This is a genomic window from Bradyrhizobium nanningense, assembly GCF_004114535.1.
GTDB classification, from domain to species: domain Bacteria; phylum Pseudomonadota; class Alphaproteobacteria; order Rhizobiales; family Xanthobacteraceae; genus Bradyrhizobium; species Bradyrhizobium nanningense.
The window spans coordinates 25,265-37,329 of the sequence record NZ_LBJC01000026.1 but is presented as its reverse complement, the minus strand read 5'-3'; the positions used below and the strand labels follow the sequence as shown (position 1 = coordinate 37,329).

Here is a 12,065-nt window from a genome sequence, read left to right as displayed (position 1 = left end):
CCGCAACGTCCTGCAATGAATGGCGATCCATCTGCGCCGGGTTCTCGCCTGTCCCGCCGTGCATTTTCAGCCATCGTGGCTATCCGGCAACATGTCCAATGGTTCGCTCGTCCCGCGTCCCACGTAGGCACGCAGTCCACGTCCCATATAAAGGCGAGTCACGGTCATGCAGGACGTGATCGGTGGCCACATCGCCGCCTGCATCAGCACCATCGGCACGTTGTTGCCCAGTATTCAAAGCAACGACCTGCGAGCGCTTGTCACCAGCGCCCCCAGCCGCAGCTCTGTGCTTCCTAATGTGCCTACGTTTAGGGAAGCCGGTTATCCCGCCCTGGAGAGTCTCGAACGATTTGGTCTCATCGTTCCGGCGGGCACCCCGGTCGATACAGTCGACCAGCTTTACAAGTCGGTTCGCGAAGCACTCGCAGCAGAATCCGTCAGAGTTGGGATGCTGGGGTTATGCCTTGAACCGGTGCAAGCCTCGCCAGCTGAGTTTTCTCGCCTGATTGCTTCCGAGACGCAGCACTGGGCTGAGGTCGTCAAAGCATCTGGCTTTCAGCCGATGGAGTAACGATGGCTGACAAATTCACCCATATGGACACCCGCCTTTACTGCTATCTGCTGGCCCATCAGCCGCCCGAGCACGACGAATTGAAAATGTTGCGGTTGCGGACACAGACCATGCCGGATGGCCGGATGCAGATTAGCCCCGAGCAAGGCCATTTGCTTGCATTGTTAGTGGCGGCAATGGCCGCTCGCCGCATCCTGGAGGTCGGCACGTTTACCGGCTACAGTACGCTCGCGATTGCCCAAGCGCTGCCGCCTGAAGGGCGCATCATCGCCTGTGACATCAACGACGAGTGGACGGCGATTGCGTGTGAACACTGGAAGAGGGCCGGCGTCGCGGACAGGATCGATGTTCGGATTGCTCCAGCCGTCGAGACGCTGGGGCTGCTGGAGGCTGAAGGCCGTACAAGCCATTTCGACCTTGCTTTCATCGACGCGGATAAAACTAGCTACGACACCTATTATGAGGGAGCGTTGCGGCTCGTTCGGCCGGGCGGGTTGATTATCCTGACAACATGCTTCGGCGCGGCCGCGTGGCCCATCCAAATGAAAACGATCCCGACACAGTCGCTTTACGAAAACTCAATTCGAAGATTGCAGCCGACGAGCGCGTTGATCGTGTCCTTCTGCCGATTGCCAGCGGTATGACTCTGGCAAGGCGCCGCGACCTGTAGGAAACGTCAGCTGTTGGCCCAAAGCGGCGGTCTCGGATTGTTCGCTCTCGCGCCGCTGTTAGGGGTGAAGCAGACATCCTACTCCCGGATCGATGTCGCGTAGTCGAAATAGGTATAGCTATTGCCGCCGCGGCTCAGCACCTTGGTGTGTAACTCGACCGCATATGTGCTGAGTCTCGGATCAATGCCGCGGCCGTCTAGATCGGTCGGCAGCTTTATGGTCAGGCCGGTCCGGGTCGAAGAGCGGTGTGTCTTGCGCAGCACGCTGAAATCGGTGACCGGTGGGCCGTCCTTCAGTGCCTCCTCGAGCACGCGACCCTGCAAGTCCGGCATGCTGAGCTTGAGGATGTGTGCAACGGTCGGGGCGATATCAACGTTGGCCGTGGGCAGCGTGTCGTAGAGGCCGACCTTGAAATTGGGACCGCGCGCCAGCAGCGAGATACGCGTGTCGGTCGGTGAGAAGCTACCGTGGTCGCCGCGGCGGTTGACCGAGCTTGCGTAGCTGATGCCCGGCTTGCCGGCCACTGCGATGGTCCCGTCATAATTGAAGCTGACGATGACGTCCGGCGCTCGTCCGGCCACTTTTGATTCCGTGTTGATGAGGCTCATCGGCAGCGTGCCCGCGATCTCGTCGTAGCGGTCGCTCACGAAGATTGCGCCGAATTGCTGCCGGCTCTGCAGGCTGGCGACAGCGGCCTTCACCACGCCGAGGTTACCGTCCGGAACGAACAGGTAGTCGCTGCCGGCGTTGGCGGCCACGACGACCGCGCCCGCCGGGACTGGCTTCGGAACAACAAAGGCCGCGGAGGTAAGCTTCTGGGGCTTGCCGCAAATGCTTCCGTCGTTGTCATCCCGCAGCGGCTGCAGGTGCGTGCCGTCGGGCAGGATGCCCGACAGGATCGGGATAGCGCGGCAGCCAACACCGTCGTAGGCCTTGAGCCCGTCGCGTGACAGTAGCTCGGCTGTGCGTACGAAGCCCGACACCGAGTAACCATGTGGATCGACGGCGCCGGCGCCGCCGTCGGCGATGTCGCGCAACGGGAAGTGCCCGACGTCGCCGGAAACCGTGCTGTGATTGTGGTCCTGGGTGATGATAATGTCGGTCGATTGCTCCCAGCCAAGCTCGTGAAGCTTGTCCATGACGCGGCCCAGAATCTCATCATTCATCCGGGTGGCGTCGATTGAATTGTAGGTCCCCGGTCCATAGGCGTGGTTGGTGGCGTCCGGCTCCTTTGACCAGAACACGGTCAGGTCCGGTTGCTTGACCGGTAAGATGTAGTTGACGAAAACATCGGTCAGGTACCGAAAGCCGCGCCGCGACAGCGCCCCCGTACGATCGAGTGGGTTGGCGGTCTGCCCGTCCTTCAGCCGCTGGATCGGGATCGGCGCAGTGGGATCGCCGTTGTCCTTGGCGAGATTCAATTCGCGAGCCGGATGGGCGTTAACGCTGTTGCGCGGCAGCGCGTAGCCCGCGTTCTGCAATTCCTTGGCGAAGGCGAGCGGTATCGCCGCGTCCTCGTCGAGAATGATGCCGCCCCGTAGATAGTCCTGAATGAAGGCGGCGCCGAACTTGCCCACGGCTGCGGTGGTCAGGCCGTTGGCCTGTGCTGCCTGCAGCAGTGTCGGAACCAGCGTCAACCTGCCCTGGTAGGCTTCGCGCACCGCCTCGACCACGCCGAAATCCTCGATGAAGGCCGGCGCCGAAAAGTCGATCTCGGCGCCTTTGGCGTTCTTTCCGCTCGCGCGCGGGGCGTACACCACGTTGCCGTAGAATCCATGCGTGCCCGGATAGGTGCCGGTCGCGATGGAGGCGGAGTTCATCATCGTAAACGTTGGATACACCGCGTGATGGTCGGCGAAGACGACACCAGTTCGCGCGAGCGCGAAGTAGTTCGGCGTGATTTCCGGTGTCAGGTCGTCAGCGCGCAGCCCGTCCCAGACGAAGACGATCGCCCGCCGCTTGGCGGACGCGTCCGCCAGTTGCGCGAACACGTCGCTGGCGAGCGGGGGCAGCATAATGAAGAGGGCACTGAGGAGAGCAAGCGATCTCGCTTTCATGATTCGCCTCCAGTTCCGGCACGGCTGTGACCATCTGGATCTGAGCAGCGGAGGACCGGCCGCCCGCATCCGCCGGGTGCGTCTCGCGAGAGGCTAGGACTAAAGCTGCGGGGCCGTCCAACACCTAATTGTAGTATTTTTATGCAATCTGGAGGCCGCGTCAATTAGCGGCGATGTCGCCTGTTGGCCCATCGCGACATATTGCTCCGCGCACGAACTTGGTCGCTACAGAGGCAAAGCAGACGTCACCTTCGTCGCGTCATCGGCCGGTTCATGATGGGGTGGACGCCCCGCCGACGGCATCGATGTGCCAAAGTGGAGGTGTTTAGCACCACTTAAGGGAGGCGTCCGTGTTGCACGTTAGCACAATCGGTCTGGATATCGCTAAGCATGTTTTCCACGTTCATGGAGCGGACGGGAAAGGACGGGCTGTATTCAGCAAACGGATCAGCCGAGGAAAGCGCTTGGATTTCTTCGCAGCCCAGCCGAGTTGCACGGTAGCTTTAGAGGCATGTGGCGGAGCCCATCACTGGGCCCGACAGCTCACGCAGCTTGGCCATGAGGTTCGGCTGATCCCGCCCGCTTATGTAAAGCCGTTCGTAAAGCGGCAAAAGAACGACGCGATCGATGCCGAGGCGATCTGCGAAGCTGCGCAGCGGCCGAGCATGCGGTTCGTTGCCGTGAAGAGTGAAGAGCAACAGGCTGCGGGTCTTGTGTTTCGAACCCGGGACCTGTTGGTGCGGCAGCGAACCCAGCTCATCAACGCGATCCGAGGACACCTCACGGAATATGGTTGGATAGCGCCCAAGGGGCCATCGCATGTGGCAACGCTTGCCGACCTGATCGAGGAAGAAGCGATGGCCAGCTCCCTTCCCGAAGCGGCCCGTCCCATGTTCCAAGTGATGCTAGACCTTCTCGCCGAGTTGAATGGCAAGATCGCGGATCTCGACAAGGAGATCGCGCGACGCGCTCGCGAGGACGAGGTATCGCGCAGGCTGATGACCATTCCTGGCATTGGCCCGATCTCCGCCACCGCGATCGCCGCCCTGGCACCGCCGATCGAGACTTTCACCAAGGGCCGCGACTTTGCCGCCTGGTTGGGCCTCACGCCTCTTCAAAAATCGACGGGTGGCAAACAGAAGCTGGGCGCGACGTCCAAGATGGGGGAGCGAACGCTCAGGCGCCTCCTCATCATCGGCAGCAGCGCTGTTGTGCAACAGGCAAGCAAACGCGGTGCGCCGAGGGGTTCTTGGCTCGAACAGATGCTGGCTCGCAAACCGCGCATGCTGGTAACGGTAGCGCTCGCCAACAAGATCGCGCGGATCGTCTGGGCGCTACTTGTTAAGTAGGAGAATTACAGGGCTCCGGTCGCAGCCAAGGCGTGATCCTGGCGGACCTGAGGTCGTCGGAGATGTAGTCGGTCGAAGGAGGGTATGGCTCAACAGTCGGCGAGACGAGGCCGGAAGAACCAGGCGTACTCATCGTGCCTAGAGCACGCATTTATGATTTGGTTCCGGTCTGCGAACTCCCATACGGGCCCGCAGCTTCATCGCTGCACCATCAGAGGCCGGACAGATGGCAGCATCCGACTAAGTGCCGATCTTCTTCAAAAATCGCTTGCATCTCACGGGGCGTCCACAGATGGGTACACGACCTGGTTTGGTATCGCAGAACCAAGATTGTGGGGCGCTTGGATTTATTCCTCGCGGCCGTAACCACCCGGCCGTCTACATCTCGCGAGTTTCTCGGTAACCTGTAGCTTCATCAACGAGGGACGTCGCGTCTGAGCGTTGGAGGCGCTCGGCGATAATTCCGGCGCGGTGAGCAATGTTACGCTGAGTGACCTTTAAGACTCCGGCCCGTTGGGCGCGCGCAAAGACGGCGCAAACCTCCGGGAGGAAATTCGCCGCGTAGCCGACCGCCTTCACGCCCTGATCGGTGCGGAATTCCATTTGATTAGCCAGCACGACCAAACCTTCATCGATAAAAGGCTCGAGATTTTGCATTGTCAAGAAAGGGGGCAAATTGCCGCTCTTGCGATACCGTCGCCCTTTGGGGGGGGCGAAAGCGACCCAGGCCCAACATGAAGCCATTCTGAGTAATCACACGCTGGCCGTTGTCGAGGACGGCCACCTCGATCTCGATGTCGCCAAGTCGAAGGACGCCTTGATGCGTCGCCTGCGGCAGGTGTCGCGCCCAGCGAGCCTTGGCGGCCTTCCGAGCAATCTCCCGTCGCTCGTCACCTGAGAGCGCAGCTGCCCTTGCGGCTCCTCCCGCGGCTCGGGCGGGAACTCCCCACTGCACTTTCCACCGCGTTCTCGGCCGCTGGTGGTCGTCTTTCTACGCGTATTCATACTTCAGGAATATGGCCGGGTCAGAAGAAAGCAAGTACGGCGTACAGGCGAAGACGGACTATGTTAAGCGATCGTCCGCGCCAATGTCACGCCGTCAGTAAAGCCGGATCATGCAAGACGGTCTTGACGCGTGCGGGTGAGGGGCAGTGCCAGACTGCAGTGCAGAAGGCTTTGAGCATCGCATCCCTACATCGAATTTGAGGAACCGGCCGAAAGGTTGCCAAAATCGCTTGAGCAACGCTGAGTGCCCGGTAGACATCCCGTTCCTGATAGAGCTTGGGACCAAACAGGCTTCCGAGCAATCCGCCCCAAAAGCTGTGCTTGTGAGAGCGTATTAAGACTCCCTTTTTGCCAACGGAGATCCAACACGCGTCTCCACTGTCCAGGATGATCGTCGCATCGTGGCCAAATTTCTCGTTGATGTAGAGGACGCGCGGCATCGATTTACAAATTGAGCAATTTTACTTCAGTCGAAATGCAGCATTAGAGGACTTTGGCTGATCAGCTATCGATAACTAGTCAACATCGTAGCCAAGATACTTCGTGAAAGAAAGATTACTCGCAGAAGTGACGCGATTTAATTGGACCTATATTGGTCTACGCGTCCTTGGTGTATATTGCAATCTTTAGTACGTAAGCGGCGCAGAGAACTATCGGAAGCTGCGCAAGGTAAGCCGGCCAGCCCATCCAGGGGCCGTAGTGAAGGAAGAACATCTGCTTCGGGAAGTCCGTGAGGTCGGCGTAGTCGTTGCCTTCCCACGGGGCGATATTGAACCTGAGCCAAAATTGAGAGTTCAGAATCGTCAGTGCGCCAAATAGATATCCGAAGAGCTTCGATGTGCCCGATCGGTCCAATGCGCGAGCCAGCCCCAAGACCAGGCAGGGCCACGCTCCGAGTATGAAGCGCGATTCAGTCACCAACACTAGGGGCACGGTCGCGGCGACGATACCGACCGGTCCGAGCCCGATCTTCCGCAACTCGGTGCTCACGTCGGTCCAACAGAGCATGATGAGCAAGACGGCCGGCCCCCAAAGCAGCGTCGCCGCGAGGAATGCCATCAGAAACTTCCCTTTGCCAGCCAAGGGAAAGACGATCCAGTTCAGCACATACAAGACGCCGCTCGGGTTTGGGACCTCCGGGTTCGACAAAGCGGTGAATGCAATTTGAGGGAGGAGCAGTGCTGTGCCCGCAAGAAGAAAGAAGCGCAAGGGCGCGGCCGTCAGAACGGCAAGTAGAGATCTGCTCAGCAGGATGGGGCCGATCAGAATCCAAAGGGCGAGGACAACGACCAGCAGGGACGGAGCCCCGGTAACAAAGATCGCAAGTTCTCGAACCAGCGAGCCATTCTTGATTGCTCCTGGAAGTTGCGACAGCACAAGGATTGAAATCGTCAGCGCCGCCGCTGCGGCAAAGAGCCGGAAGGCGCGCATTTGGCCATCATTTCGTTTCCAGTCGGAAGCAGCCGTAGGCAGTTGCACGCTTTCGGCGCCTGGAAGTTTCAGGTGTAGTGAGAGGAGCAATATGGCTCCGTAGAGGCCGGTCAGCTGCCATACGAAAGAGCCGGCTATCGTTGCGGCGGCGAGCGCAAGCGGCCGTCTTTCCAGAAAAAGCCATAGCAGGAGCAGGCTTACCAGCAGCGCGACACCATCGGTCGTGACCGGGGCATAGCTGAGATGCTTGGTTGCAAAGTAATTCAGGAAGAGGCTCGCAAATCCGATCCACACACCGCTCGACCCGAGCGAAAGCAGGTCCGCCATTCGTTTCCAAATGATGGTGCCCAAAACCAACGCTAAAAGATTGATGAGCTGGAAGCCACGAATGATGTTCTGGTCGGAAAGTTGGGCTCCGCAGACCGCTAGCATCGTCTTTACGATCAGCGAGGGAAGAAGCCGCTGTGAATAGTATCGGCTGAGCTGGCCGTCGGTGATCATAAAGCCAAGTCGGCGCACCATCTCGGCATAGGTGAGGCCGTCCCACCCTAATCCGCCGCCGGCAGGAACAATCTCGCCAAACACCAGATTGCAAGTGCCGAGGAGGAGAACGAGGGTGACCATGCAGAGCAGTGTCGTCGACGCGCGCGATTTCGGTAAGTACCTGTGCATTTCGCGTTCTTTCGGAGCTTTTCGGGCTATCGCTAATAGCGTTCGAAGGCCTTTCGGAGCGTTTCTCACATTCGTGAACCCGTCACAAGCACTCCTAAACAAGCGCAGGCAAATGAATCTCAGTATGGCAGACGACTTGGACCAGATTCTGCTGTCTTTCAGAGGCTGATTGCATTCTGGCTGCTTGAGATCTCATTCCAAAGTCATAAGCGTGGCGGTGCCGGGCCGCAGTCTGTGTACACGCAGGGCAATCGCGGCGGAACGCGTTCGGTATCGCGCTAGCCGTCACTCGTCAGTTTCGGCCAGAAGCTCGACTGGTTCACCTTCCACGGTCCGCTCGGCGTCGCCGTGACGCAAGGCGCTTGACCGATAGGAGTGGATCTCGGAACCAACAAGCGGTTTGGCAGCGCCGCAATCATCCGGGAAATGGTGCAGCTCGCTTGATTGATAGCAAAGCGCGGCAAGCGGCGCTTGCACAATGCCTTTCGGGGTGGTCTAGTCGATTCATATTCCATGCGTGGTCAAAGCCGTGGTTTGGCAGGACCGCGGCCTGACCCGCGGTCCAGGATCCGGGCAGTGAAAACAGTAAGCATCGTTACGCCGTGCTACAACGAGGACCTCAATATTCGAGATTGCTATGAGGCAATCCGCGGAATATTCGATGATCATCTGCCGGGCTATCGGCGCGAGCACCTCTTCTGCGACAATGCGTCCGACGACCGCACCATGGAGATTCTGCGCGAGATCGCCGCGCAAGACCCCGCGGTTAAGATTATCGTCAATGCGCGCAATTTCGGACCCCTTCGCAACACCTATAACGGGGTGATGGCAAGCAGCGGCGACGCTGTCCTGCTCTTTATGCCGGCCGACCTCCAGGACCCGCCGGAACTGCTTCCACAATTCGTCAAACTGTGGGAGGCCGGCTACGAGATCGTCTACGGTATCCGCGCGGTGCGCGAAGAAGGCAGACTGATGCGCGGCATCCGCAACGCTTATTACCGCCTGCTGACCCGGTTCTCCGAGGTGAACGTTCCGCCCGGCGTTGGCGACTTCCAACTCGTCGACCGGCGGGTGGTCGAGGCCATGAGACACGTCCGCGACACCTATCCGTTCATGCGGATGATGACGTTCGAATGCGGCGGCCGCGCCGTCGGCGTGCCCTATACCTGGCGCCAGCGCAAGAAGGGATTTTCCAAGAACCGCGCCGGCGCGCTGATCGACCAGGGTCTTAACGGGTTGGTGTCCTTCACCACGGCACCGGTCCGCTTCGGGCTGTTCGCTGGCTTCCTGATCTCGGCCGTGAGCATCGGCTACGCCCTGGTCAACTTGGTGATCGGCCTCGTCCTGTACCGGCAGCTCGCCGAACCTGGCATCATCACACTGATCGTCGCCATGTTCTTCTTCGGCGGCGTGCAGCTGTTCTTCATGGGCATGATCGGCGAGTATGTCCTCGCGATCTACGGACAGGTTCGCGATAAACCCGTGGTGTTCGAGCGCGAGCGCGTCAATTTTGATGCCGCTCCGCCGTCCGGCGTCTGATGCGCAAGCGGCGTTAGCGTCTTGCCAGCGATTGCTCGATCCGCGCGACGATCGCCTGAGCCGAGAGACCCGCAGCATCGAGCAGCGCGTCGCGCGATCCCGCCAGCGAGGTCTTTCCGCCCTGCTCAGGAATGCCAATGCCGGTAATCGGCGGCCGGACCGCGTCGCCGGCAAACGCCCCCGCCACCAGGCTGAACAGGCCGGCGCGCAGAATGTGCTCTTCGAGCGTCACGATGAGCGAGGCGTCGCGCACAACCCCGCGGATCGCCATCTCGTCGAGCGGCTTCAGACAGGAGACGCTGACCACACCGACGTCTCGCCCGCGCCCCGCGAGCTCGCCGGCGGCCTCTAGCGCGCGGGACGCGATCGGTCCACAAGCGAGGATGACGATCTCCCGCCCCTCACGCAGGATGCGCGGCTTGCGCAGATCGGTCGCGATCGTCGCGAGGTTCGGCTCGCCTGCCCGGCTGAGCCGCAGATAGGACGGTTTGCCGCTTGTTGCGATCAGACGCGTCGCGGCGCGCACTTCCATGGGATCGCAAGGCACGAACACCTCCATGCCCGGCAGCATCGACATGATTCCTGCGTCCTCCAAAGCATGGTGGGTGTAGCCCTGGCTGCCATAGGCGTAGCCGGCTCCCACGGCCACGACCTTGACGTCGGCACCGTGGTAGCAGACGTCATTGCGGAGTTGCTCGAGGCAACGCAACGTCGGGAAATTGCCGATCGAGTAAATGAAGACCGTTTTGCCCGACAGCGCGATGCCGGCGGCGACCCCGGCCATGTTCTGCTCGGCCACGCCGACATTGACATAGCGATCGGGAAACTTCGCCGCGAACGGCTCCAGCACGGAGTAGCCGAGATCGCCGCAGAGCAGCCAGATGTCGGGATTCTCGCTTGCGGCCTGCGACAGGCTCTCGATGAACGTCGTTCTCATGCGCCGATCTCGGTTAGCGCCTGCGCCAGCAATTCATCCGAAGGCGAGCGGTAGTGCCATTCGAGGTTGTTCTCCATAAAGCTCACGCCCTTGCCCTTCACCGTGTGGGCGATCACGACTGTCGGCCAGCCCGATGCTGCCGGCACGCCGCTTAGCGCGCGCTCGAGCGCAATGAGGTCGTGACCGTCGATCTCCTCCACCTGCCAGCCGAACGCTTTCCATTTTTCGGCGAACGGATCGAGGTTCAACACCTCGGCGACCGAGCCAAAACTCTGGATCTTGTTGAAGTCGACGATGACGCAGAGATTGCCCAGCTTGTGGTGAGGCGCGAACAGGATGCCCTCCCAGTTTGAGCCTTCGTCGCATTCGCCGTCGCTGAGCAGGCAGAACACCCGGCTGCCCGCGCCTTCCATCCGTGCGGCCAGCGCCATGCCGATGGCAATTGGCAGGCCATGGCCGAGCGAACCTGTCGAGACCTCGATGCCCGGCACGGCATGGCTGATATGTCCGGTGAAGATCGATCCGTCGCGACAATAGGTGTCGAGCTCAGCCGGGGAAAAGAAACCGCATTCGGCGAGCGTGGCGTACATGATCGCTGCGGCGTGGCCCTTGCTGAGCACGAAGCGATCGCGGCTTGCTGCTTGCGGATCGGCAGGATCGACACGCAGGATCCGCGCGTACAGCACCGCCAGGATGTCCGCCATTGAGAGACAACCACCGATATGGGAAGCATTCGCGGCGTGCACCATGCGCAAGGCGTGCGCACGAATCCGTCGCGCGAATTCTTTCGCTTCAGGAAGATTTGGTCGCGTCATGCCAGTCCACCGTCTCGCGTAGTCCCTCATCCAACTGCACTTCGGGCTTCCAGCCCAGGGCGAGCATGCGCGAAACGTCCGCAGCCAGCACCATAACCTGATCGGACCGATACGCCAACTCGCCGAAGCCGAGAGCGGCGTCGGGGCGAACGAGATCGCGCAAGCGCGTTACCGTCTCGCGCAGGGGCGGCGCGTCCGCACTGCCGACATTGAAGAGGCCGCTTGCCCCGTCATGCGTAATCGCGAGCCGGAAAGCGCTGGCAGCGTCGCGCGCGTGCAGAAATCCCCAACGCTGCTCGCACGCCGTTAGCGCCATGTGCTGTCCGGAGCGCAATTTCCGAATCATGCTGGGGATCAACCAGTGCTCGGCATCCTTTGGGCCGTAGGTCGAAAAGATCCTGAGCCACGCTGCACGCAGCCCGCGCTCCTCGCACAGGCTTATCGCCATCGATCCGGCCGCGAGCTTGGCCATGCCGTACAACGTCGTCGGCCGGGGCACGTCGTCCTCCCGGATCGCGCGATCATAGGGGCCGTACTCCGCCTGTGATCCGGCTCCGACGAAGATCCTGGCGCCGGCCTCGGCCGCGAGTTCGGCAAGGCCCACCGTGTCGACGACGTTGGCGGCTTGAACCGGGCTGTTACGGTCGTTGCCTGCGACCCCGCGCCAGGCCATGTGCACAACCGCGTCCGGCACGAATGCCTCGAGCGGCCCGCGCAGCCCGTCCGGCTGCTCCAGAGCGCCGGGAATGACGTGCAGACGATCATGCACCTCCCTGAGGCGCCACACGGCGCCTGCCGGCCGCAACAGGACAGCTACCTCGTGCCCCCGCGCCACGAGGTCCGTAACGAGATGGGAGCCCAGGAAACCGCTCGCGCCGGTCACGAAAATACGCATGCGCCCCGGGTAGATCAGCCGCCGGGGTCCGTCAATGTCGGGATGAGGGCTAGAATCCGGGCTCCGGGCCCATGGGAACGATCCGAACTTGATTATCCGGCCCACGCAGCTAAACGGAAGCCA

The 12,065-nt window shown here is 60.9% G+C and carries 9 protein-coding genes and 1 pseudogene; 4 read left to right on the top strand and 6 right to left on the bottom strand.

What is annotated here, in order from left to right; genetic code table 11:
* The first annotated feature begins 166 nt into the window (after positions 1-166).
* Both XH84_RS21785 and XH84_RS21780 read left to right on the top strand, forming a co-directional pair.
* On the top strand, positions 167-571 hold the full coding sequence (locus tag XH84_RS21785) for a Bug family tripartite tricarboxylate transporter substrate binding protein (protein WP_128948499.1): 405 nt from the start codon (positions 167-169) through the stop codon (positions 569-571).
* 2 nt (positions 572-573) lie between these two features.
* Positions 574-1,241, top strand: a pseudogene (locus XH84_RS21780) (O-methyltransferase).
* A 78-nt stretch (positions 1,242-1,319) separates the two neighbouring features.
* On the opposite strand, the gene XH84_RS21775 reads toward XH84_RS21780, so the two are convergent.
* Positions 1,320-3,299: an alkaline phosphatase family protein gene (locus tag XH84_RS21775; RefSeq protein ID WP_164936081.1), complete on the bottom strand. Its 1,980-nt coding sequence runs from the start codon at positions 3,297-3,299 to the stop codon at positions 1,320-1,322.
* A 350-nt stretch (positions 3,300-3,649) separates the two neighbouring features.
* Here XH84_RS21775 and XH84_RS21770 point away from each other — a divergent pair, with 350 nt between their 5' ends.
* On the top strand, positions 3,650-4,648 hold the full coding sequence (locus tag XH84_RS21770; RefSeq protein ID WP_128918102.1) for an IS110 family RNA-guided transposase: 999 nt from the start codon (positions 3,650-3,652) through the stop codon (positions 4,646-4,648).
* A 378-nt stretch (positions 4,649-5,026) separates the two neighbouring features.
* Here the strand turns inward: XH84_RS21770 and XH84_RS21765 are convergent, their stop codons facing one another.
* Positions 5,027-5,323 (bottom strand): hypothetical protein, encoded by a 297-nt coding sequence (locus XH84_RS21765; RefSeq protein WP_128948498.1) that lies wholly within the window; start codon positions 5,321-5,323, stop codon positions 5,027-5,029.
* Positions 5,324-6,250: 927 nt separating this feature from the next.
* Complete coding sequence (locus XH84_RS21760) at positions 6,251-7,708, bottom strand: hypothetical protein (protein WP_128948497.1); 1,458 nt, start codon at positions 7,706-7,708, stop codon at positions 6,251-6,253.
* Positions 7,709-8,227: 519 nt separating this feature from the next.
* Here XH84_RS21760 and XH84_RS21755 point away from each other — a divergent pair.
* On the top strand, positions 8,228-9,295 hold the full coding sequence (locus XH84_RS21755; RefSeq protein ID WP_245471799.1) for a glycosyltransferase family 2 protein: 1,068 nt from the start codon (positions 8,228-8,230) through the stop codon (positions 9,293-9,295).
* Positions 9,296-9,308: 13 nt separating this feature from the next.
* Here XH84_RS21755 and XH84_RS21750 read toward each other — a convergent pair whose 3' ends face one another.
* From XH84_RS21750 to XH84_RS21740, 3 genes are read right to left on the bottom strand one after another with little or no spacing between them, the layout of a single operon-like run.
* Positions 9,309-10,232 carry a transketolase family protein gene (locus tag XH84_RS21750; RefSeq protein ID WP_128917955.1) on the bottom strand — a complete coding sequence of 308 codons (924 nt, stop codon included), beginning with the start codon at positions 10,230-10,232 and terminating at the stop codon, positions 9,309-9,311.
* A complete protein-coding gene (locus XH84_RS21745; RefSeq protein WP_128917956.1) occupies positions 10,229-11,047 on the bottom strand; it encodes a transketolase in 819 nt (272 codons plus the stop codon). Before XH84_RS21745 ends, XH84_RS21750 begins: the two co-directional genes overlap by 4 nt.
* Positions 11,025-11,942, bottom strand: a complete 918-nt coding sequence (locus tag XH84_RS21740) for an NAD-dependent epimerase/dehydratase family protein (RefSeq protein WP_128917957.1) — start codon at positions 11,940-11,942, stop codon at positions 11,025-11,027. Before XH84_RS21740 ends, XH84_RS21745 begins: the two co-directional genes overlap by 23 nt.
* Positions 11,943-12,065: the final 123 nt, after the last annotated feature.